This window comes from Chryseobacterium polytrichastri, from assembly GCF_900142445.1.
GTDB lineage: Bacteria > Bacteroidota > Bacteroidia > Flavobacteriales > Weeksellaceae > Chryseobacterium > Chryseobacterium polytrichastri.
This window is the reverse complement of record NZ_FRAV01000036.1, coordinates 13,437-37,964: the sequence shown is the minus strand read 5'-3', so window position 1 is coordinate 37,964 and position 24,528 is coordinate 13,437. Positions and strand designations below refer to the sequence as shown.

The following is a 24,528-nucleotide window of genomic DNA, read 5'->3' as shown; positions in this document are numbered from 1 at the left end:
ATTTGCCAATCTGACTTATATCATTATATTTAAACCACCTTTAACAATTAATTAATATTAATTTTGTTGAACCCAAAAAAGAAATAGAAAATATAAGTAAAATGAAACACGCTAAAATCATCCAAGATTTAGAAAAATTAGGGATTAAAGGAGACTATGAAATACAATATAATCCTTCTTATGAAGAGTTATATCAAGCTGAAATTTCTCCTGAAAACCAAGGCTTTGAAAAAGCAGAGCTTACAGAATCTGGTGCGGTATCAGTAAAAACAGGAATTTTCACAGGTCGTTCTCCTAAAGATAGATACATTGTACAGGATGATGTTACAAAAGACACGATTTTCTGGGATGGTAAAGTAAATTTACCAACTTCTCCGGAAATTTTCCAGTCTTGTAAGGAATTAGTGTTGAACCAGCTTTCAACTTCTAAGAAAATTTATGTTGTAGATGCTTTCTGTGGAACGAATGCAGATACTAGACTTAAAGTAAGATTTATTGTAGAGGTTGCATGGCAGGCGCATTTTGTTACTAATATGTTCATCCGTCCTTCTCACTACGAGTTAGAAAACTTCGGAGAGCCGGATTTTACTGTAATCAACGGATCTAAAACTACAAACCCGAACTGGGAAGAGCAAGGATTAAATTCTGAGAACTTCGTAATGTTCAACCTTACTGAAAAACTTCAGATTATTGGTGGTACTTGGTACGGTGGAGAAATGAAAAAAGGAATGTTTGCAATGATGAACTATTACCTTCCATTGAAAGGAATGGCTTCTATGCACTGTTCTGCAAACGTAGGTGAAGAGGGAGATGTTGCTCTTTTCTTCGGACTTTCTGGAACAGGAAAAACTACATTATCTGCAGATCCTAAAAGATATTTGATCGGTGATGACGAACACGGTTGGGATAACAATGGAGTATTCAACTACGAAGGTGGTTGCTATGCTAAAGTTATTGACCTTTCTGAAGAAAAAGAACCGGATATTTTCAGAGCGATTAAAAGAGATGCGCTTCTTGAAAACGTTGTGGTAAACAACGGAGTATCTGATTATACTGACGGATCAATCACAGAAAATACTAGAGTTTCTTATCCGATTTATCATATCAATAAAATAGTTTTGCCTTCAAAAGCAGGCCACGCAAGTAAGATTGTTTATCTTTCTGCTGATGCATTCGGAGTATTGCCTCCGGTTTCTGTTTTAGATGAAAACCAAGCTCAATATCACTTCCTTTGCGGTTATACTTCAAAATTAGCCGGAACTGAAAGAGGAATTACTTCTCCTGAACCATCATTCTCACCTGCATTTGGTGAAGCGTTCTTAACATTACACCCAACAATGTATTCTAAAACATTGATTGGTAAAATGAAGGAACACGGTGCTAAAGCTTATTTGGTAAATACTGGATGGAATGGTACCGGAAAGAGAATTTCTTTAAAAGATACAAGAGCGATTATTGATGCGATCATTGATGGATCAATTGAAAATGCTCCTAAAACTAGAATTCCTATCATGAACTTGGAGATTCCTACAGAATTACCAAACGTTTCTGAAGGTATTTTAGATCCTAGAAATACATACAACGAAGTTACTGAGTGGGAAGAGAAAGCAAAAGATCTTGCCTCAAGATACATCAAAAACTTTGATCAGTATTGTAATACAGAAGAAGGGAAAAAGCTTATTGCTTCAGGACCTCAATTACAACAACAGACAACAAACTAAAAATAGAAAACCTCATCAATTGATGAGGTTTTTTTATTTCAATATAAATTTTCCCACAGATTTCACAGATCTACGCAGATGTTTACGTTATGTTTTAATCTGTGAAAATTTGTGAAATTTGTGGGATTTTAAATCATGATTTAAAACTCAAGATCGCCAATCTATATCCATCCATTCCAAAGCCGGATAAAACAGCATCAGTGTAGGCAGCTGTCACAGATTTTTGACGAAATTCTTCTCTTTTGTAGATATTACTAATGTGAACTTCCACTTTTTGCTTTTGAATATTCTTTAAGCAGTCAGCAATTGCATAAGAATAATGCGTGTAAGCGCCAGGATTAATGACCAACGCCTCAAAATCATCCTTCTGAAGTCTGTTAATGATTTCTCCTTCAATATTCGATTGATAATATTCTAATTCATGAGAAGGGAATTCAGATTTTAAATTTTCCAAATAATCTTCCATAGAAAGTGTTCCGTAAATTTCTGGTTCTCTTGTTCCTAAAAGATTCAGGTTGGGACCGTTTACAATTAAAATTTTCATAGTATAAATTTAAAAAGTTTTTTCAATTAAGACTCAAATTTTTGATTTTAATTGGAAATGATGCTTTGTATTATTTTTAATGATATTTCTCATATTTACAAAATCAATAATTTTCTTAAGTGCTTATTTTAGTGGTTTTTAAGTTTTTATTAACATAATTTTTATCAAATTATCATTAAAAATATTAAAGTCTACTTGTTTTGTAGACTAATTGTTTTTAGATTTGCAAACATATTTCGATCGGCTTATAAAGAAAGATGGAGGGAACTGACCCTGTGAAGTCTTAACAACCTGCGTTGCGCAAGGTGTTACATTCAGCCTTTAAAGGAAAAATAAGCATTTGGTTAATCGTATTTATCGATGACTTTTGCTGACTTTTCTATAAAGGGTTAGTTTTTAATATTTGATAAATAAAATTGATTATGATTGGTAAAAGTTTAATTAATTCTAAAATTTGGATTCCACCAGTTGCTGTATTTTTCTTAGGAATTGCCAGTGTACATGGTCAGGAAACAAAAAAAGATACCCTTCGTGAAAAGGAGATTGATGAAGTGGTAGTGGTAGCTTACGGAAAAGCTAAAAAAAATAGTTACACAGGTTCTGTGGCAACCATTTCAAGTGATAAAATCAACAACAGACCGGTTACGAATATTACAAAAGCTTTGGAAGGGCAGGTTGCCGGACTTCAGGCGGTAAGTGCTTCTGGACAACCCGGTGCCGTAGCCTCTGTTCGTATTCGAGGAATTGGTTCTGTGAGTGCATCCAGCGATCCATTATATGTGGTAGACGGACTTCCTTTTGATGGAAACCTGAATGCCATTAGCCCGAATGATATTGAATCAATCAGTGTGTTGAAAGATGCTACCGCAAGTTCTTTATATGGTTCAAGAGGAGCAAACGGGGTTATTATCATTACAACAAAATCCGGTAAAAAAGGAGAGTCGCGTATTAATTTTAATATAAGTCAGGGATTCTCTTCAAGAGCTGTGAGAGATTATAAACAAGTAACGACTGACCAGTATTTTGAATTGTATTGGGAAGCGTTGAGAAATGGTTTTGTTGCCAATCAAATTGCTCCACAACAGGCCGCTCAAATGGCGAGTGATGCTTTAATTTCAGGAAGCAATGGCTTAGGAATTAATCCTTACGGTTCAAATTTTGCAAAACCTGTAGGAACAGACGGAAAATTATTACCCGGTGCAAAAGCTTTATGGGATGATAATTGGGCGAATGTTCTTCAGAGAACTGCGGCAAGAAATCAAGTAGATTTAGATTTCAGTGGTGGAAGTGATAAAAGTAATTATTATTTCTCCTTAGGGTATTTGGATGATAAAGGAGTTGCTATTGAATCAGGCTTTAAAAAATACAGCACGAGATTAAAATTAAATTCTGAAGTTAAAAAATGGCTGAATGTTGGGGCAAACTTAAGTTATACAAATAGCATACAACAAGCTCCGCCTTCATCAGATTCAAGTTCGGATAATATTATTAATGTGGGACGTAGTATTCCTTCATTTTATCCTTATTACGAAAGAAACGGCGATGGAAGTTATAGGTTGGATGCCAGTGGGAATAATATTTTCGACTTTGGAAAATACAGACCATCCAATGCTTTACAAAATCAGAATTTAGCAGCAACATTGCCTTTAGATAAAAACGAAAATAAAGAGGATAACTTTTCTGGAAAAGGGTTTCTAGATTTTACATTTTTACCTGAACTAAAATTTAAGTCGAGTTTTTCTGTTGATTTGGTGAACTATAACGGTCATTATTATACCAACCCATTATTGGGACAGGGAACGGAAATTGGTGGTTCGGTAACGAGAACTAATTCCAGAACGCTTTCTTACACAACAAGTAATATTTTAACATATGATAAAAAATTCGGTCAGCATCATATTAACCTTTTGGCTGGTCAGGAATTTTATAAGTACGACTATCAAACAATTTCAGGAAATAGAAGTCAGTTTTCTCTTCCGTATTACTATGAGCCGGATGCTGCTGCCTTGTTAGGAGGATTTAGTGGAAATAGTGATAAACTAAGTTTATTAAGTTTCCTAGGCAAAGTAGAATATGATTATGCCAATAAATATTTCGTTTCAGGATCAGTAAGATCTGATGGTTCTTCAAGATTTGCACCCGAAAACAGATGGGGAACTTTCTGGTCAGTAGGAGGATCTTGGAAAGCATCGAATGAAAATTTTATTAAAGATTTAAATTTCTTCAATCAATTGACGCTTCGTGCAAGTTACGGTGGACAGGGAAATGATAAAATCATGAGAGGCAGCCAAAGTATTTATTATGCTTATCAGAGCTTATACACGTTCTATAATAATTTAGGTGAACCAGGAACTGTAGCAAGCAAGCTTCCGACGCCTGAATTGAAATGGGAAACCAATCTTAACCTAAATCTAGGATTAGAATTCGCTATTCTTAACAATAGGATTAAAGGAAATGTAGAATATTTTGAACGTAAAAGTCAGGATCTTTTATTTGACACGCCTTTGGCTCCATCTTTAGGATTTAGTAGTTTTCAGGCTAATATCGGGACATTAAAAAATACAGGTTTTGAATTTTCATTGTTTACTACCCCAATTAAAACAGAAGATTTTGAATGGAATGTTGATGTGAATTTAAGCACATTAAATAATAAAATAACAAAATTACCTAAAGCGTCAATCATTAGCGGAACAAAGCTTTTAACGGAAGGAGGTTCAGTGTATGATTTTTATCTTCCGACTTGGGTTGGTGTAAATCCTAGTAACGGGAAACCATTGTGGAAAACCATTAAAACAGATGCAAACGGACAAACGGTAGAAGGTACAACTTCAGTAGTAGGAGAGGCAACAAGAGAGCTTCAGGGTTCTGCACTTCCAAAATTAATGGGAGGGCTTACCACGAGTATCAATTATAAAAACTTTGATTTATCAGCATTATTAACTTTCAGAATAGGAGGAAAAATATTAGATACAGATTATACATCTATTATGTCAAGTGGGAATCTTGGTGGAAGATCTTGGAGTGCTGAAATACTAAACAGATGGACACCTGAAAATCCAAATACAGATGTTCCTGGTTTAAGTACCACAACAAATAACTGGACAACGGCTTCTTCAAGATTTTTATATTCTGCAACCTATGCAAGATTGAAAAATGTAAGTATTGGTTACACGCTGCCATCGGATTATTTTGAAAAAATCGGATTGAAAAAATTCAGAATCTATCTGCAGGGAGAAAACCTTCTGACGTTCTACAACCATAAAGGAATGGATCCTGAGCAAGCATTGGATGGAACCACTTACTATAGATATCCTGCGATGAGAACAATAACTTTTGGAATTCAGGCGACTCTTTAATCTCTTTAAAATTTAAACAATGAAAAAATTAAAATATATATCCTTTGCTTTTATTGCCTTAGTTTCAATTGTCAGTTGTGAAAATGATCTGGAAACAGCTCCAACGAATCAAGCCAATGAAGCAGAAGTTTTTAAAACAGCAGATAATGCTGAAACGGTAATTAACGGAACGTGGGCAAAATTTAATGATGACGGAACCAACTATGCCAACATCGGGTATTCAACCGTATTGAGAACAAGTGATGCGATGGGAAGTGATGTAGCGGTGTTGACCAATAAATATGGATTTCCAGGTGCTTATGCTTTTACAGACCTAGTGAACAATACAGGAGGTCGCCCACTTTTTATCTGGAGCTTGCTGTATTCTACCATCAATAACATGAATAATGTGATTACAAAAATTGATGCTGCAGAAGGGAGTCAGGACAAGAAAAATCAGGTGAAAGGTCAGGCAAAAACATTACGTGCTTTTTGTTATTTAAACTTGGCTAGTTTTTACCAATTAAGTTATTTGAAAGATAAAACAGCATTAACGGCTCCCATTTATACGGAACCTACCACCACGAATTCAAAGCCTAATAAAAGAGCGAGTTTAGAGGAGATCTATACGTTGATTAAAAGTGATTTAACGGATGCTAACCAGTTATTGCAAAATTATACCCGAAACAATAAAGATAAAATTGATAGATCGGTAGTGAATGGATTATTGGCTAGAACCTATTTGAACACCGGAGACTGGACGAAAGCCGCTGCCGCTGCAAAGGTTGCCAGAAATGGATATGCTTTAATGACTACCGAAAAATACAAAGACGGATTTAATGACATCAGCAATGGAGAATGGATCTGGGGGCATGGTCAAACACAAGAGCAGTCAAGTGAAAGTTATGCATTCCACTTTTTAGATGTTTCGTCTTCGGGAAGTTATTATTATAGTTTCATGGCGGATCCATACTTTAAAAATCTGTTTGACACCAATGATATCAGATATTCTTTATTCTCATGGGATGGAAATCCTGGAAGGGAAGGACTTTTGAGATATGCTAAGTTTAAATTTAAAGCCAATCTGATTGCGGATATTGTCTACATGAGAGCTGCTGAAATGTATTTAATTGAAGCCGAAGCTGACGCCAGAAACGGAAATGTTACGAATGCGGTGACAGTATTAAATCAATTAAAATTAGCAAGAAACGCCAATCAATACAACGGATCTTTAGCACAAAATGATGTGATTAAGGAAGTGTTGATCGAAAGAAGAAAAGAATTATTTGGGGAAGGTTTCTCTTTGTCTGATATTATCAGAACCCAAGGAACGGTGGCTAGAAAACCTTATGCCAATGCAGATGGATCATCAATTCCAGTTCAGATTACAACTCCAGCTGGGGTAGTAAAAACAGTTAATGGAAGAGGGCACACCATTTATGCTTTCCCGGACCAGACTTCTTTTGCTCCAAATAGTAAGTATTATTTGTTTTCTATTCCGCAGAAGGAGGTGGAGAATAACCCGAATTTGTAATTTTTTTATAATTGAAATATATTGCTAGCAAAAATCCCTTGAAATGATCAAGGGATTTTTTGTTGTCTTAAAGTATCTTATTTTGGTCAATTCACTTATTGAACGATTGACAAGGGTGGGATTATGATTGCTAATTAGATAAGCGTTTATAAAAAAACTACTATTTTGTATATCTAATATATACAAATGCTAAAGCAATCAAAACAAAAAAACCGATGGTAAAATATAAAATATTCATCCGATATTTTTTCACCTCTTTTCTAGTGTAAATCGAATTTTCTATCTTCTTCTTTGGAAAAAAAATTTTCAAAGGCTGCGCTAATAAAAAGAAAATTAATAAAGTAAATAATAAAAATATTATTATTCGCAATATCTCCATTTCTAAATAGGGGTTAATAAATACCTGAACAAAGGCTCCCGAAAAAAGCATTATAGGAATATTATAGGGGAGACTAAAAACTAATATCGTCCAATTATACTGTCCCTTTGTTAACCAAACTTTTTCATGATATTTTTTCAAGCTCCAAAATAAATAAGTAAGTGTTTTCATAGATTATGGTTTTGCCAGTTGTGTCTGGATATGGTTATAGGTATATTGAAAGTTGTTAAAGAATGCTTTTCCTACAGAATAGCCAGATTTTGAATAGATCAAATTCGGTGTTTACATATAAGAAATACATAAGTACAAAATAGATTATACTAATTATGATTAATTCTCTTAAAGCCTGTAATTGACTTTTTAATGTAATTTTTAAGTTCATTGAAATAGATAGTTTTTGATAATTAATCTATTTCAATTTAATAATTATTTTTCTTTTTAATTTCTTCCCATTGAATCATTAAAGGATACATTTCCTCTAGTCCGGGTTTCTCGTATAATGAACTTTTTTGTAGTTTTTTAAGATAGAATTTAAATCTGGGCTGTTATTTAAAGGTGGATATAGCATGTATTCTGTTCCGCCTTTAAAACCTTTTTCTTTCTCAAAATTCTTTCCGATAGAGGTTCCTTGTACAATTTTAAAAGAGGCAAAATAGAAAATAGGAAGTATAACGGGTAATAGTAATGGAAGTTTAGGAAATCTATCTAATCCTTGTCCTATGAGAATAATAATAAAAATATAAGGAACAAGCTGGAAAACATGGACGTCTGATACATTATGTTTAATACAGAAAAACAGAAAAGGAAGAGCCCCGAAAAGAACGTAGCTTAGGTATTTTTTATTTCTTACTCCCCAAAAAATAAACACACTGAAAAATAAAAAATTGTATCCCAGGATTCCTAAATTCTTGATGATGCTTTTAAAAATCGTTGAAGGGTCGTAATCAAAAAGAGAGTTTTCATACGCATTATCGGTGAATATCGCGACTAATGAATGGCGTCCAAGTGCTACAGGAATTAATAGAATTGAAAATAAAATAAGCGTAATAAGACCTCCGTAAATAATATGTTTCTTTAGAAGTTTAAAGTTTTTAAAAAGCAAGAAACAATATAATGGACCAAAAAGGATGGTCTGAATATGAATTAAAAAAAGAATGCCTAAAAATATAGATAGGTAATAGAAATATTTAATATCCTTTTCTTTGAGGAATTTAAATACATTAATTAAAAATAAAATAACAAATAGTAGATAGAATGTATAAACCTCTGTAATGACGGCTTGCCTCCAAAATGTAAATGAAAGCCCTAATAGCATAATACACATTAGAGATGATTTTTCAGAAATATCTAGTAAGAGTAATAATTTTCTTAAATAAAATAAAGCCAGTACCCCTGAAATAATACAGATGCAGACAAAAAGAATATGTACATTAATAAACGGTAGAATCTTATGAGCTAAGCCTAAAATATTAGAAAATAAGAAGTGATTAGTCGCGTTCGATTCAAATGCAAATCCTTGGTAACCTTGTATGGTGAAACCTAAAGTGTCACCTAAAGCTGGATCTTTTCCAATGGATAAAAAGTAGATAATACCCAATATTAAAAGGAAATATAGGGGTAAGCGGAGTATTTGTTTTGCATTGCTTGAGTGAGTAAATGTGCGTTTTTACAAATTTAATAAATAGTCACAGTAATTTAGATTTAAAAATAGCATTATTTATTTTCCATGAGTGGTCATGGTGCTATTCAATACCAAAAGAACCGTATTTCTCAAATGATAAAATGCAACAATCATCAGGTAAATGACTTTTCCATTGATGAAAAATCTCTATCTTTGTCACAATGAACCTATTCAGACTGATTTTAGCGATGTATTTCGTGGTGTTATCCGTAATGCCGTGTGAAGACATACGTAAACAATCAGGTTCTGACAAGACATTATTATCTTTACATATTGACGAATCTCATTCAAAAGACAAAGGAGATATCTGCTCTCCGTTGTGCGTTTGTAATTGCTGTCAGATTACGGTTACGGCTTTTAAGATGGATGTTTCGATGAATATTCCTCAAAAGATTCAAACCTATTTTTCAAAGAAAATTCTATTTCAAAAAAACAATTTTGCCTATCAGGTGTACGACCATATCTGGCAACCTCCTAAGATTTAATGTATTGATTTTAAATATTTCGTGAAACTTTGCAATATCGTTGCAGAGGTATTCATGATATTTTTGCACTTCAACGCTATCAAACCTCATAGGTTTTCAAAACCTATGAGGTTTAGAAGAAAAGCATCTTTATTTTAAAAAAAATAATGGAATGTAAAATATTCTCAATTAAAATTAACAGATTGTCTCTTTGATAACTTTGCTGAGTGAAACGCCTTTGCGAACTTAAAACCAGTTAGTTTGTCAAAAAAACTTAGCGCTCTTTGAGTTAAAAAGCAGACAATCACAAATTAAATCTCAATTTGTGTTAGATAAAATCATAAAATTTAGTATCCAAAACAAGATCATTATTGGTATAATGACTTTGCTTTTGATCATTTGGGGAGGGTGGAGTGCCACCAGATTACCCATTGATGCCGTACCGGATATTACCAATAATCAGGTACAGATTATTACGGTTTGCCCTACGTTGGCAGGACAGGAAGTAGAACAATTAGTCACTTTCCCCATTGAACAGAGTATTGCGACGGTTCCTGATATAGAAGAAACCCGAAGTATTTCAAGATTCGGATTATCGGTGATTACGGTTGTATTTAAAGATAAAGTAGATATCTATTTTGCCCGTCAATTAATTAACGAAAGATTAAAGCAGGCGGAAGAAAATATCCCTAAAGGAATTGGAACTCCCGAATTGGCACCCGTGAGCACAGGGTTGGGAGAAGTATATCAATATATTTTGCATCCTAAAAAAGGAAGTGAAAAAAAATACAATGCGAAAGATCTGCGTACGATGCAGGATTGGATTGTTTCTCGACAGTTATACGGAACAGAAGGCGTTGCTGAGGTCAATAGCTTCGGGGGAGAGTTGAAACAATATGAAGTGGCCGTGAATCCCAATCGACTAAAAGCAATGGGAGTAAGCGTTGCCGATATTTTCACAGCTCTTGAAAAAAACAATCAGAATACGGGCGGAGCTTATATTGATAAAAAACCGAATGCGTATTTTATTCGCGGAATTGGTTTGGCAACTTCAATTGAAGATGTTAAAAATATTGCGGTAAAAAATACAGGGAATATTCCTGTTTTTATTAAAGATGTAGCAGATGTTCGTTTTGGGCATGCAACGCGTTACGGAGCGATGACGTATAACGGACAAACCGATGCTGTTGGTGGAGTGGTGATGATGTTGAAAGGGGCAAATAGCAATGATGTTGTGAATAGAATTAAAGAAAAAATTCCGACCATTCAGAAATCGTTGCCGGCAGATATTGTGATCGAACCATTTTTAGACAGAACAGATTTGGTAGATCGAGCAATCAGTACGGTTGAGAAGAATTTAATTGAGGGAGCACTAATCGTTATTTTTGTTTTAGTTGTATTTCTTGGAAATTTCAGAGCAGGATTAATTGTAGCTTCGGCAATTCCTTTGTCCTTATTATTTGCTTTGGGAATGATGAATGTTTTTGGAGTAAGTGCCAATTTAATGAGTTTGGGAGCGATCGATTTTGGATTGATTGTAGACGGAGCGGTAATTATTGTTGAAGCTACTTTGCATCATTTAGGATTAAGAAAATCCGTTCAGAGATTAACGCAAAGCGAGATGGATGAAGAAGTTTTTCTATCGGCCTCAAAAATTCGTGGAAGTGCTGCTTTTGGAGAAATCATCATCCTGATTGTATACATTCCGATTCTTACGTTGGTAGGAATTGAAGGTAAAATGTTCTCACCAATGGCTAAAACAGTAGGTTTTGCAATTTTGGGAGCATTGATTCTTTCACTGACTTATATTCCGATGATGTGCGCGCTTTTCCTTTCAAAGAAAACATCTCACAAAGAAAATTTTTCGGATAAAATGATGAATTGGTTGCAAAAAATATATCAACCTTTATTACAGAAAGCTATTAAAATTAAATATGTGATTGTTGGACTTACCGTTGTTTTATTCTCAATCTCAGCATTGATTTTTAGCAGAATGGGTGGGGAGTTTATTCCACAGTTGCAGGAAGGAGATTTTGCCTTTCATTGTATTTTACCACAGGGAAGTTCATTAAGCCAAAGTATTGAAACTTCCATGCAAGCTTCCCGATTGATTAAACAATTTGATGAGGTGAAAATGGTCGTTGGAAAAACAGGTTCTGCTGAGGTTCCTACAGATCCGATGCCACCAGAGGCCACGGATTTAATCATTGTCTTGAAACCTCAAAAAGAATGGAAATCAAAAAAATCGTACACTGAATTATCAGATGAAATTACAGAAAAGCTGGAAGTAATTCCCGGAGTTTTCTTTGAAGCGAATCAGCCGATTCAAATGCGTTTTAATGAATTGATGACAGGAATTCGACAAGATGTTGCGGTAAAGATCTTCGGTGAAAATATGGATACACTTTCTATTTATGCCGATAAAGTGAGCAAAGTCATTCAAAATGTACAGGGAGCAACTTCTCCACAGGTGGAAAGAGTGGGCGGACTTCCGCAAATTAATGTAACGTATGACAGAACAAGAATTGCCAATTATGGATTGAATGTTGAAGATGTTAACAACGTTTTAAGTACAGCATTTGCAGGTAAAACTGCCGGGCAGATCTTTGAAAATGAAAGACGTTTTGATTTGGTGGTAAGATTAGACAGCTTGTATCGAACAGATATTGATGATGTGAGTAATTTAATGGTTCCAACCAATACCGGAACTCAGGTTCCATTATCTCAGGTAGCAAATATTGAATATAAATTGGGACCTGCACAAATCAGCCGTGAAGCTGGGAAACGTAGAATTGTCGTTGGATTTAATGTGAAAGGAAGAGATGTAGAAAGTGTAGTGAAAGATATTCAGGGAAAACTCACAAAAGAGGTAAAACTTCCATCAGGATATTATTTCACGTACGGTGGCCAGTTTGAAAACTTAAAAGAAGCAAGTCAACGACTAATGATTGCCGTTCCGGTATCGCTTCTCTTGATCTTTATGCTGCTGTATTTTACATTTCACTCTTTCAAACAGGCAACTTTGATATTTACGGCGATTCCGATGAGTGCGATCGGTGGTATTTTTGCTCTTTTGTTGAGAGGGATGCCTTTCAGTATCAGTGCCGGAATTGGTTTTATCGCATTGTTCGGAGTGGCAGTTCTTAACGGAATTGTATTGATCGGAACATTCAATCAATTAGAAAAAGATGGCATTACCGATGTGTTTAAAAGAGTAATTGAAGGAACAAAAACCAGATTAAGACCTGTCTTAATGACAGCAACGGTAGCTTCTTTCGGATTTTTACCAATGGCAATAAGTACAAGCGCGGGAGCAGAGGTTCAGAAGCCTTTAGCGACGGTTGTTATCGGCGGATTACTCTCCGCAACTTTCCTTACTTTGTTTGTATTGCCGATGTTATATATTATTTTTAATTCTAAAATTAATATTAAAGATAAATTGTTGAAAAAGCCTTTAACAGTAATCATTTTAATAGGAACTTTATTGTTAGGTCAAAATTTGAAAGCTCAAAATTCAAGAGAAATTTCTTTGAATCAGGCGATAGAATTGTTACAGGAAAATAACCCTTCCATAAAAGCCAAGGATTTAAGTGTTCAGTCTTCTGAGGCATTGAAGCCAACGGCGAAAGAAATTCCTAAGTTGGATTTCAGTGCACAGCTCGGACAATACAACAGCCCGAAATTTGACCAGTCTTTTTCTATTTCCCAAACGATTCCGTTTCCCACTTTGTTTAAAGCCAGAAAGGAATTAATTCAGGAAGAGATTAAAACCAAAAAGATTGAAAAACAGGTTACTGAAAATGAATTGATCAAACAGGTAAGATCTTATTTTTATCAGATTGAATATTTGCAGTACAATCAATCAAAACTGCAATACCTCGATAGTTTGTATGGCGATTTTATCAGAATTGCAACGGTGAGATTTAAAGCAGGAGATATTAAGAAAATAGAAATCAACACCGCGGAAACACAGAAAGGAGAGATCAATCTTTTGTTTCAGCAGAATAAGGTGTATCTGAATAATGCCTATAAAAATTTAAAGACCTTATTAAATACAGATGAAGATATTTCCATTCCGGATTCTCAAAAATATGAACCTTTAAAAGTTGAATACCTTTTAGACAATGCAACGGTTGAAAATCATCCTTCGATCCAGATTTTTAAGCAGAATATGGAAGTGTTGGAAAAGAATAAAAATGTTGAAAAGGCACAGGGATTACCAGATTTCAGTATTGGATATACCAATCAGTCGTTGATAGGTTTTCATACTTTAAATGGACAGGAAAAATATTATGGGTCTGAGAATAGATTCAATGCAGTGACCGTTGGAGTGGCTATTCCATTGACTTTCGGTGCTACAAAAGCAAGAATAAAGTCGTTGGATTACCAAAAGCAGATGGAAGAAAAGAACGCGAAGTTTCAGCAGCAACAGCTGGATACTCAACTAAAAAATTCGTTCAGTCAATATCAGCAAGATCTTCAACAATATCAATATTATATAGATCAGGCAGTTCCTAATGCGAAAAGTATTGTAAAAGCCGCTCAGTTAGGTTATAAAACAGGAGAGATTTCTTATGTAGAATATTTGTTTGCGCTTCAAACAGCAACCAATATCGAACTGAAATATTTGCAATCTATTCAGCAGGTAAATCAAACTGTTGTCAACATTAATTCTTTAATCAACAAATAAAATGAAATTCAAATTTAATATCATCATACTTATTCTTCTGTCATTATTTCTAACGAGTTGTGGGAAATCTGAAAAGAAAGAAGAACCAAAAGAGAAAACTGAAGAACATTCAGAACATGAAAGTTCGGAGCTTGCAGAACTCACGCAAGAGCAAATGAATGCGGTGGGGATTTCGTTAGGACAAATTGAAATGAAAGAGCTTACTTCTGTCGTTAAAGCCAATGGAGGATTGAGTGTTCCCAATAATAATAAAGCCAGTGCAACTTCTTTATATGGAGGCGTCATTAAGACATTGAATGTTCAGGTCGGAGATTTTGTAAAAAAAGGGCAGGTAATTGCTACGATTGCCAACCCTGAGTTCATTCAATTGCAGGAAGATTATTTAACAACAGGAAGCAGAATCACTTTTGCAGAACAGGAATACAGAAGACAGAGAGAACTTTTCGATAACGATGCCGGAGCTAAAAAAAATCTACAAAATGCGGATGCAGAGTTAAAAACGTTAAGAACAAAAAGAGCTTCTTTGCAAAGACAGATTCAGATGATGGGAATCAGCCCTGGAAATGTTTCCAACCAAAACTTAAGATCCGGACTTGCTGTTACAGCGCCAATTAGCGGGACAATCAGTAATATTTTATTACAGATTGGAAGTTATATTAATGTTTCATCACCTGTTGCAGAAATTGTTGACAACAGTTCTTTGCATCTCGATTTACAGGTTTTTGAAAAAGATTTACCGTCGATAAAAGTGGGACAGAAAATTCATTTTACGTTAACTAATAATCCGGTAGAAGAATATGACGCTGAGGTATACAGCATTGGAACAGCTTTTGAAAATCAAAGTAAAACCATTCCGATTCATTGTAAAGTGAAAGGAAATAAAAACGGTTTGATTGATGGAATGAATGCTACTGCGGTAATAAGTTTAGATAATAAATTAATGTCTGCAGTGCCGAACACAGCCATTACAAGTGCTGACGGGAAAGACTATATTTTTCTTGTGAGTGATAAAAAGACAGAAGATCATAAAGATGAAAAATCTCAGGAGAAACACAATGAAAAAACCGTTAACTTTGAGAGGATAGAAGTGGTAAAAGGAACTTCAGAAATGGGGTATACAGCAATTACGCCTGTGAAATCTATTCCGGAAGGCACAAAAATCGCAACAAAAGGAGCGTTTTTTATTAATGCTAAGCTTACAAACTCTGGAGAACATGAACATTAATTTTCAAATATTATGAAAAAAGACATTGAAAATAAATTAATAGATAAAAATACCAAGCCTACAAGCATGAGGATTTTGGTGTATGATTTTTTGAGTTCTCAGGAAGCTGCTTTGTCATTGTCAGAAATTGAAAATTATTTTGATAATGCCGACCGAACTACAATTTATCGAACATTAAAAACTTTTGAAGAAAAAGGAATTGTTCACAGCATACAGGAAAATACCACGACAAAATATAAGCTTTGTCACGATGGATGCGATGAAAGTACGCATAAAGACTGGCATCTTCATTTTTACTGTAAGATTTGTAAACAGACCACCTGTAAAGAAGATATTTCTTTTCCTGAAAATGTTCAGACGAATTTCAGGATTGATGAGATCAGGCTTTTTGCCAAAGGAATCTGTGAAAATTGTTTGGAAAGTTTGCAATAGTATTGCATTAAGTTTAGACCTAATTTTGATTAAAATTATTCAGTTATGGAAGAGTGTTGCAGTACAAAACCGAAAAAAGAGCACAATCATAGTCATGAAGGTCACGACCACGACCATTCTCATGATACAGGAGATCAATCTACGTTTCAGATGTTCCTTCCTGCGATCATCTCTTTTTCTTTATTATTAATAGGAATTGCTTTAGATAATTATATTAAAACCAGTTGGTTCACAGGCTGGGTTCGCTTAGTTTGGTACCTGATTGCTTATATTCCGGTAGGACTTCCTGTATTAAAAGAAGCGTACGGAAGCATCACTAAAGGCGATGTGTTTTCAGAGTTTTTCTTAATGGGAATTGCAACCGTAGGTGCTTTTTCAATAGGAGAATATCCTGAGGGGGTTGCTGTAATGCTTTTCTATTCTGTGGGCGAAGTTTTTCAGGCGATGGCGGTGACCAGAGCAAAAAGTAATATCAAATCTTTACTCGATCAGCGTCCCGATGAGGTTACCATTTTGAAAGATGGAAAACCTGAAATTGTAAAAGCAGAAAAGGTAAATATTGGAGAAATCATTCAGTTAAAATCTGGTGAAAAACTTGGACTGGACGGTGAATTGCTGTCTGAAAAAGCCTCATTTAATACTTCTGCGCTTACCGGAGAAAGTAAACCGGATACCAAAATAAAAGGAGAAACGGTATTAGCGGGAATGATCAATCTCAATACGGTGAGTCAGGTAAAAGTAACAACGGCATATAAAGATAGCAAGCTGAGCAAAATTTTGGAGATGGTTCAAAATGCAACCGCTCAAAAAGCTCCGACCGAATTATTTATAAGAAAATTCGCCAAAGTGTATACACCAATTGTTGTGTTTTTGGCAATCGGAATTACGTTGTTACCTTATTTTTTTGTAGCCGATTATCAGTTTAGAGATTGGTTGTACAGAGCATTGGTATTCTTGGTAATCTCTTGTCCGTGTGCTTTGGTGATCTCCATTCCATTAGGGTATTTTGGTGGAATTGGAGCGGGCAGCCGAAACGGAATTTTATTTAAAGGAAGCAACTTTTTAGATGTTTTGGCGAATGTTCAAAATGTGGTTATGGACAAAACCGGAACCATGACGGAAGGTGTTTTTAAAGTCCAGGAAGTTGATTTTAAAACTGAATTCAATAAAGATGAAATCCTAAAATTTGTCAATGCCTTAGAAAGTAAGAGTTCTCATCCTGTTGCAACAGCGATTCATGATTTTGTAGGAGAGATTGATCATTCTATTCAATTAGAAAATGTGGAAGAAATTGCGGGTCATGGCTTAAAAGCAACGATCAACGGGAAAGATTTATTGGTAGGAAATTTTAAGTTATTGGATAAGTTCAATATCAAATACGACATCAAACCTGACAATATTGTGTATACGTTGATTGCCATTGCTTATGATAAACAATTTGTAGGGTATCTTACAATTGCAGATTCCATCAAAGCGGATGCTCAATTAACGATAGATAAATTAAAAGCATTGAATGTACAAACCACCATGTTGAGTGGAGACAAAACTTCAGTGGTGAAATTTGTGGCAGATCAATTGGGGATTCAAAATGCTTTTGGAGACTTACTTCCCGAAGATAAGGTGAATAAAGTAAAAGAGATCAAAGCGAGAAATCAAACTGTAGCTTTTGTAGGTGATGGAGTAAATGATGCGCCAGTTGTTGCGTTAAGCGATGTAGGAATCGCAATGGGCGGACTGGGAAGTGATGCTACGATTGAAACAGCAGACGTCGTAATCCAAGACGATATGCCGAGCAAAATTCCAATGGCTATCAATATTGGAAAGCAGACAAAAAAAATCGTTTGGCAGAATATCATTCTTGCATTTGCAGTAAAAGCGGTTGTTTTAGTATTGGGAGCTGGAGGATTAGCTACTATGTGGGAAGCCGTTTTTGCCGATGTTGGTGTAGCTTTACTCGCTATTTTAAATGCTGTTAGAATTCAGAAAATGAAGTTTTAAAAATTGTCTCCCACGGATTACACAGATTTTCACAGATGTTTATGCATATTTTATTTAATTAAACTTAAAGATTATACGCAATCATCTGTAAAATCTGTGTAATCCGTGGGAAATTAAAATCTTTCATCAACAAACAATCACCAACCAGAAAAATGACTTTCATCATAAATCAATCATAAAAACAAATTTCAGTAGTATATTTGTAGAACAGAATTGATCATTGAAGTTTTTCATTTCCATATTCGTTATTTTCACCATTGCATTACGACCTGTTTTGCCATTGCTGAATTATGCGATAAACTATGATTACATCGTAAAAAATCTTTGTGAAAACAGAAACGTTCCTCAATCTACATGTAAAGGAAAATGCTATGTCGAAAAAGAATTAGCAAAAACAGAAAAGCAATCAAACAATTCTCAAAATATTAAAATCGCGGGATTAGATGTTTTTTTATCCAACGAAATTCTTTCATTCTCCAATAAAAACCTATCAGATATTTCAATAGGAATTCCTGACTCAGGTGTCATTAATTTCCATATATCAGAATATTCATCCCGAATATTCCGTCCTCCTTTAGCATAAGTTTTATTTTTAGACTAAAATTTACAGTTAATTTCCAACCGTTAAGTTTTAATGAAGTCTTTAAGAGTATTAAGGATAGCTTCGCTTTAATTTGAATGCTTAAAAGTCAACATGATTTTCTTAATTAATCTTACCTTCTTCAATATTCTTAATGGTTCAAACTAGGCTTATGATTAAATTTAGTTTAAATCTTAATCAATTTCATTCAATACTAACATTAATTTCAATTTAATTTAAAATGAAATCAAAAATAATTTTGACAGCATTTCTGTCTATATCACTATTGTCTTGTGCTCAGGAAGTCCCTAAGGTAAAGCATAAAAAGAGTACTGCCTCTTCAAAATCAAATGCTAAAAGCACGAAATTTGCCAACGCAGAAGATCCAATTTGCCATATGAAAACTGAAGATGGCATGAAGGATACAGCGGTGTATAAAAATAAAACGTACGGTTTTTGCAGTGCTTACTGTAAGGACGAATTCAAAAAAAATCCAGAGAAGTATGTCCAAAAATAATAAGACCAATAAAAGTGCAAAGCGAAAAGTAATTATTCCGCTTGCTATTATTGCTTTACTTTTCTTGGGTATCGGGGTCGGAATGAGTTATTTTAAAAAGAGCCTTTACACGGTAATGAAGGTTCCTAATTTTGAACTGACTGATCAAAACAACAAGAAAATCACGAATAAAGATATGCTTGGAAAAGTATATTTGGTGGAGTTTTTCTTCAGCAGATGTCCTACCATTTGCCCTGTGATGAACAGCAATATGAGAGCGATTGAAGATGAGATTAATAATCCTGATTTTGGAATTGTTTCTATAAGTATAGATCCGGAAAATGATACTCCCGAATTATTGAAGCAACACGCAAAAAGGATTGGAGTGAAATCTCCCAACTGGCATTTCTTAACAGGGAACAGAGATTATATTGGCAAGGTGGCTGATCAATTCAATATTTATGTAGGTGACAAAGAAGATGAAGGAGAAAATCTTAACCATAGTGGAATGATTGCTCTCGTAGACCAAGAAGGAAATATTCGATGCAGATACAATAAGGATAATATGCCGATTTTATATTATTCTGGTTTGAATTATGAGGATGCAGAGGGAAAGGTTCCAAAATTGACGGGCAAATATCACCCTGACAGAGAAATTTTGATAGAGGATATCAAGAAGTTGTTAAAATAAATAAGTAAAAAGATTGAAGTAATTAATACTTAGTAACTTCCATCTCAAAAGATAATATTGTTTAACCACAAAAACAAAACGTTATGAAGATTATGAAAATAGCTGCTCTAAGTGCAGTTTTTGCGGCGCAGTTTGCGTTTGCACAGTTTAAACAGACGCCTTTACCGTATGCATACAATGCGTTGGAAGGTTCTATCGATGCTCAGACAATGGAGATTCATTATTCAAAACATGCTGCAGCGTATGTGGCTAATTTGAATAAAGCCATTGCGGGAACTCCACAGGAAAAGCAAACCTTATTTCAGATTCTTTCTCAAGCTTCGAAATCTACTCCTGCTGTAAGAAATAATGCGGGTGGACATTACAACCACGAGCTTTTCTGGACAATGCTTACCCCTGAAAAAAATACACAGCCTTCAGCAAAATTAGCTAAAGCAATTACTGAAAGTTTCGGAAGCATGGATGCTTTCAAAGAAAAAATTGCTAAAGCTGGAGCAGACCGTTTTGGTTCTGGATGGGCTTGGCTTTCTGTAGATAAAAACGGAAAATTATTCGTTTCATCAACACCAAATCAGGATAATCCTTTAATGGATGTTGTAGAGGAAAAAGGAACTCCAATTTTAGGAATTGATGTTTGGGAGCACGCTTATTATTTGAAATATCAAAACAAAAGAGCAGATTATCTTACCGCGATCTGGAATGTGCTTAACTGGAAATCAGTAAGCCAAAGATATGAAGATGCAATAAGCAAGAAATAATTCATGAACTTAATTTGCAGCATATTTCTCACTTTATTTGTGGTATTCAGACCTCTGGTACCATTGGTGGAGTATGCTGTAAATTATGATTATATATCGAATGTTTTATGTATCAACAAAAGCAAACCCGAGCTTCACTGTAACGGAAAATGTTACCTGAGCAAAGAGCTTGCAAAAACAAATGATACCGATTCTTCACCTTTAAACAAAACAAAAAATTCAGGACAGAAATTATTGGATATTTATATTCTTCCTGACATTGCAGAAATTCAAAACACAGAGAAAATATCTCTTTTTGATTTCAAATTTTCCTACAAAGCAGACTATTCTTTTCTGTTTTTACCCTCTATTTTCAGACCACCGGTTTTTTAAGTTAATTTTTTCAAATCTTATTTTAACCACAAAAGTTACAAAAGCTTCTGTTTAAATCTTACGTAAAATAAGTTCACACATAAGATGAAAATCAAAGATTTTCTCAAAACTTGAGTGTTCTTTTCAAGCGTTAAGTATTCACTTTAAAATTCTAAAGTGTTAAAGCTTTTGTGCCTTTTGCGGTTAGAGAAAATTGAATGTTCTTTCATTCAGATATATTTTTTTTTCAAAAAAGTTACAAAAGCTTCTGTTTAAATCCTACGTAAAATAAGTTCACAAAAGATGAAAATCAAAGATTTTCTCAAAACTTGAGTGTTCTTTTCAAGCGTTAAGTATTCACTTTAAAATTCTACAGTGTTAAAACTTTTGTGTCTTTTGCGGTAAGAGAAAATTGAATGTTCTTTCATTCAACTCATATTTCTATTTCAAAAAATCAACTTAAAAAATCAACAATGAAAATTTATAAATTTTTATCATTATTCTGTATTGTTATTACTTTATTCACTTTAACTTCTTGTCGAAATAATGATGACAACGACGATTCAACCAATGAAACACCGGGGAATCTTCAGATAAAATTTGAAAACGGATTTAATAATTTGGGAGATATTGTTTTAAATCAAACCACTCAAACGTCTTCGCAAGGACAAAAGCATCAGTTTTCTGCTTTAAAATATGTAGTGAGCAACATCAGTTTATTTGATGAAAACGGAAACGAGTTTAAATACAATGAAAATAATCCTGACAAAGGCGCTTTTATCGTGGATCAAGCGGATGCTGTGGCTGGAATTATTTACCTCAACCTCAATGGAATTCCAAAAAACAATTATAAAAAAATAAAATTCGGATTGGGAATTAGCCAAAATGCTTATCTGCTGGGACAAGACGGGCAGGCAGAATTTTGGAATAAGGCCAAGCAAAAAGGAATGTCATGGTCTTGGGCAGCAGGTTATGTTTTTGTAAAACTGGAAGGGAAATATGGAACAAGTTCTCCTACTACAGAATTTATGAATCACACCGGAAACATGGGGAACACCGGAGCGAATAACACCCCTAATCTTTACCGAGAAGTTACGTTGAATCTTCCGACGACGGCAAGAGTTACCAATGCCATTACGCCTTCTATTCATATTTTGGCAGACCTTAATCAGTATTTGAGTGGAGAAACTCCGCTTACTTTGACGTCTACCAATGACATGATGATGGGTTCTAGTCAGCATTTGGTGAGCGTAACCAATAACTTAACGAAGATGTTTAAAGTAGATCACGTTCACAATGATTAAAATAGTAAAAACGGGATTGATTCTTTTCTCTTTTATAAGTATTGCATCGTGTTCTGATGAGGTGATAGAGCCGCTGGAAAAAGACGAAGCTTACAATTTAGAGTTTCCTTCTTATTTTTCTGAATTGACTTTCGATCAATCTGGAAATCCGATTACCAAAAATGGAGTAGAGTTGGGACGAAAATTATTCTATGAAGGCAAGCTTTCACGAAATAATACCATCTCATGTGGTTTCTGTCATATTCAGGAAAATGCATTTACCCATCACGGGCATACTGTAAGTCATGGTGTTGATGATCGAATTGGAATCAGAAACGCGCCACCGATTCAGAATATGGCCTTTTTAAAACGATATATGTGGGACGGAGTGATTCATAATTTAAATGAACAGCCAATAATTCCAATAACCAACGAAGATGAAATGGATAGTTCGATGCCTGAGGTTATTTCAAAATTAAGCGCGGATTCTAAGTATAAGAAATTATTTAAGTCTGCTTATGGCGATGAAAGTATTACGGGAGAAAGAGTGTTGAAAGCGTTGTCACAATTTATGGCGACGATGATTTCCGCAGATTCGAAATATGATAGATTTAAACAGGGAAAAGAAAATTTTACTTCAGAAGAAACGCAGGGAATGAATTTATTTCAGCAGAAATGTGCTTCCTGCCATAGCGGAGCATTATTTACAGATGAAAGTTTTAGAAATACAGGAATGTATTATAATACGCAGTTCAAAGATGCGGGACGATATCGGGTGACGCTTGATCAAAATGATTGGATGAAATTCCGTGTTCCGAGTTTAAGGAATATTGAATATACAGCGCCATATATGCATGATGGAAGGTTTTATACGTTAAATGCGGTGCTTAATTTCTATTCAGATAATGTAGAAGATCAACCCAATCTTGATCCTCAATTAAAACAAAACGGTCATGTCGGAATTGCGATGAATGATCAGGAGAAGCAGTTTATTATTGCCTTTTTAAAAACATTGTCTGATAAAAACTTCATTTCAAACCCAAAATTTGCTGAGTAAACATGAAAAGAATACTATTAATAATAAGTTTGATTTTATGTAATTTATTTCAGGCGAAAACAATCGGTGACAGTCTTTATATTCCTACTGATTTTCATGCAATGGTTTTTGATGATTGTGATGCGTGCGGATGTGCTGCAGGAAATGGTTCTTCTGGTTTTGAGTCTTTATTGAATCCACAATTTATAGGAATTAAATATTTTGCGCAGCATTATAAAGCAAAAGAAAATCTATTTGTAAAGGATTTAACGCAAGATCAATATTTCAATACCATTCAGCTTTGGGGAAAGATTCCTTTAACTAAAAAGCTAAGTGTGTATGCAAGTTTGCCATTTCATTTTCATGAAAAGAAAACAATGCAGGGCGATATTAAGATCAACGGAATTGGTGATTTGAACGTGATGGGGATCTATCAGTTGATCAATTCAAAAGATAATATTCATCAATTAAATGGAGGGGTTGGAGTGAAAGTTCCCTTAGGAAAGTTTGATGAGAAAGGAATCACGGGGGTGAACCCGAGTTTTCAGTTAGGAACCGGAAGTTGGGATTACCAGATGGTTTTGAATTATAAATTTCAGAAAAATAAAGTTGCTGTTCTTTTAAACACAGATTATACTATTAAAACAGAGAACAAAAAACATTATGATTTCGGAAACCAATGGAATTATTCTGTCACCGGATTCTATCAACTTATTGCCAATGAAAAAGTTATTTTTTCAGGAAAAGTAGGAATGCAGGGAGAAGTATATGATCGAAATAAGCAGTTTCGTGAAGATTTACCCAATACCGCAGGAAGTGCTTTGTATGGAAAATTAGGCTTTGAAGCCTCTTATAAAAAGTTTAGTTTGGGAAGTGAGGTAATGCTTCCCGCTTATTCTAATTTAGCAGGAGGAGATATTGAAGCGAAATCCCGATTGAGTGTTTTTATCAATTTTGGAATTTAACATAATTATTGTATCCCGTTATTTTTTTAACGGGATATTTTTGTTATTTAACTGATTATCATTTTATTAAACGGTGTATTGTATCTGCCGATAATTTTCTATCTTTGCCGAAATCTGGTGAGCCCTAAAAAGCGCTTAAAAGGGAATTCGGTGTAAATCCGGAACAGACCCGCTGCTGTAAGCTCCACAAAAAAGTTTTTGAAAATTAGATCCACTGTTTTTTTAATGGGAAGGATTTCAAAAATGGAGTAAGTCAGAAGACCTGCCAGAAGATTTAACGTTTGACGCTTTCGTGGAATAAAGCTTAGGACATCAATGATTCTGTGCAGCTACAGCTGTGCTTTTCGTTGCTGCTTTCTTATATC

Annotated in this window: 19 protein-coding genes and 2 riboswitches; of the genes, 16 read left to right on the top strand and 3 right to left on the bottom strand. The window is 34.6% G+C overall.

Translation table 11 applies throughout. The features are described from left to right. The first annotated feature begins 101 nt into the window (after nucleotides 1-101). A complete protein-coding gene (gene pckA / locus BUB80_RS18450; RefSeq protein ID WP_073296101.1) occupies nucleotides 102-1,721 on the top strand; it encodes a phosphoenolpyruvate carboxykinase (ATP) in 1,620 nt (539 codons plus the stop codon). A gap of 133 nt (nucleotides 1,722-1,854) precedes the next feature. Here pckA and BUB80_RS18445 read toward each other — a convergent pair whose 3' ends face one another. After that, entirely contained in the window at nucleotides 1,855-2,265 is a 411-nt protein-coding gene (locus BUB80_RS18445; protein WP_073296098.1) for a type II 3-dehydroquinate dehydratase, read from the bottom strand. 242 nt (nucleotides 2,266-2,507) lie between these two features. Continuing rightward, a riboswitch (SAM riboswitch) is annotated at nucleotides 2,508-2,604 on the top strand. A gap of 83 nt (nucleotides 2,605-2,687) precedes the next feature. On the opposite strand from BUB80_RS18445, the gene BUB80_RS18440 reads away from it, so the two are divergent. Further along, nucleotides 2,688-5,621: a SusC/RagA family TonB-linked outer membrane protein gene (locus BUB80_RS18440; protein WP_073296095.1), complete on the top strand. Its 2,934-nt coding sequence runs from the start codon at nucleotides 2,688-2,690 to the stop codon at nucleotides 5,619-5,621. Between the two features lie 19 nt (nucleotides 5,622-5,640). After that, the gene (locus BUB80_RS18435; protein WP_073296092.1) at nucleotides 5,641-7,134 is read left to right on the top strand and encodes a RagB/SusD family nutrient uptake outer membrane protein; all 1,494 of its coding nucleotides are present in this window, start codon (nucleotides 5,641-5,643) and stop codon (nucleotides 7,132-7,134) included. Between the two features lie 160 nt (nucleotides 7,135-7,294). On the opposite strand, the gene BUB80_RS18430 is transcribed toward BUB80_RS18435, so the two are convergent. After that, nucleotides 7,295-7,684: a hypothetical protein gene (locus BUB80_RS18430; protein ID WP_139262772.1), complete on the bottom strand. Its 390-nt coding sequence runs from the start codon at nucleotides 7,682-7,684 to the stop codon at nucleotides 7,295-7,297. Between the two features lie 307 nt (nucleotides 7,685-7,991). Next, the gene (locus BUB80_RS18425) at nucleotides 7,992-9,110 is read right to left on the bottom strand and encodes a glycosyltransferase family protein (protein WP_073296086.1); all 1,119 of its coding nucleotides are present in this window, start codon (nucleotides 9,108-9,110) and stop codon (nucleotides 7,992-7,994) included. Between the two features lie 245 nt (nucleotides 9,111-9,355). On the opposite strand from BUB80_RS18425, the gene BUB80_RS18420 reads away from it, so the two are divergent. The 13 genes from BUB80_RS18420 (at nucleotide 9,356) to BUB80_RS18360 (ending at nucleotide 24,163) form a co-directional block, all read left to right on the top strand. Further along, the gene (locus BUB80_RS18420) at nucleotides 9,356-9,679 is read left to right on the top strand and encodes a DUF6660 family protein (protein WP_073296083.1); all 324 of its coding nucleotides are present in this window, start codon (nucleotides 9,356-9,358) and stop codon (nucleotides 9,677-9,679) included. Between the two features lie 304 nt (nucleotides 9,680-9,983). Beyond that, a complete protein-coding gene (locus BUB80_RS18415) occupies nucleotides 9,984-14,348 on the top strand; it encodes a CusA/CzcA family heavy metal efflux RND transporter (RefSeq protein WP_073296080.1) in 4,365 nt (1,454 codons plus the stop codon). Nucleotide 14,349: 1 nt separating this feature from the next. Next, nucleotides 14,350-15,573 carry an efflux RND transporter periplasmic adaptor subunit gene (locus tag BUB80_RS18410; RefSeq protein WP_073296077.1) on the top strand — a complete coding sequence of 408 codons (1,224 nt, stop codon included), beginning with the start codon at nucleotides 14,350-14,352 and terminating at the stop codon, nucleotides 15,571-15,573. A gap of 12 nt (nucleotides 15,574-15,585) precedes the next feature. Next, on the top strand, nucleotides 15,586-16,005 hold the full coding sequence (locus tag BUB80_RS18405) for a Fur family transcriptional regulator (RefSeq protein ID WP_073296074.1): 420 nt from the start codon (nucleotides 15,586-15,588) through the stop codon (nucleotides 16,003-16,005). Nucleotides 16,006-16,050: 45 nt separating this feature from the next. Beyond that, nucleotides 16,051-18,003: a heavy metal translocating P-type ATPase gene (locus BUB80_RS18400; RefSeq protein ID WP_073296071.1), complete on the top strand. Its 1,953-nt coding sequence runs from the start codon at nucleotides 16,051-16,053 to the stop codon at nucleotides 18,001-18,003. Nucleotides 18,004-18,223: 220 nt separating this feature from the next. Further along, on the top strand, nucleotides 18,224-18,586 hold the full coding sequence (locus tag BUB80_RS18395) for a hypothetical protein (protein WP_073296068.1): 363 nt from the start codon (nucleotides 18,224-18,226) through the stop codon (nucleotides 18,584-18,586). A gap of 256 nt (nucleotides 18,587-18,842) precedes the next feature. Next, nucleotides 18,843-19,100, top strand: coding sequence for a YHS domain-containing protein (locus BUB80_RS18390; RefSeq protein ID WP_228433886.1), 258 nt, complete (start codon nucleotides 18,843-18,845; stop codon nucleotides 19,098-19,100). After that, on the top strand, nucleotides 19,087-19,770 hold the full coding sequence (locus BUB80_RS18385) for an SCO family protein (protein ID WP_073296062.1): 684 nt from the start codon (nucleotides 19,087-19,089) through the stop codon (nucleotides 19,768-19,770). The genes BUB80_RS18390 and BUB80_RS18385 overlap by 14 nt, the downstream gene beginning before the upstream one ends. An 83-nt stretch (nucleotides 19,771-19,853) precedes the next feature. Beyond that, complete coding sequence (locus BUB80_RS18380; protein ID WP_073296059.1) at nucleotides 19,854-20,528, top strand: superoxide dismutase; 675 nt, start codon at nucleotides 19,854-19,856, stop codon at nucleotides 20,526-20,528. Nucleotides 20,529-20,531: 3 nt separating this feature from the next. Beyond that, on the top strand, nucleotides 20,532-20,900 hold the full coding sequence (locus BUB80_RS18375) for a hypothetical protein (RefSeq protein WP_083547264.1): 369 nt from the start codon (nucleotides 20,532-20,534) through the stop codon (nucleotides 20,898-20,900). A 452-nt stretch (nucleotides 20,901-21,352) separates the two neighbouring features. Further along, entirely contained in the window at nucleotides 21,353-22,183 is an 831-nt protein-coding gene (locus tag BUB80_RS18370; RefSeq protein ID WP_073296130.1) for an MbnP family protein, read from the top strand. Next, complete coding sequence (locus BUB80_RS18365) at nucleotides 22,176-23,219, top strand: cytochrome-c peroxidase (protein ID WP_073296054.1); 1,044 nt, start codon at nucleotides 22,176-22,178, stop codon at nucleotides 23,217-23,219. The genes BUB80_RS18370 and BUB80_RS18365 overlap by 8 nt, the downstream gene beginning before the upstream one ends. Before the next feature lie 2 nt (nucleotides 23,220-23,221). Continuing rightward, nucleotides 23,222-24,163, top strand: coding sequence for a transporter (locus tag BUB80_RS18360; RefSeq protein ID WP_073296051.1), 942 nt, complete (start codon nucleotides 23,222-23,224; stop codon nucleotides 24,161-24,163). Nucleotides 24,164-24,261: 98 nt separating this feature from the next. Next, nucleotides 24,262-24,447: riboswitch (cobalamin riboswitch) on the top strand. The last annotated feature ends 81 nt before the right edge of the window (nucleotides 24,448-24,528 follow it).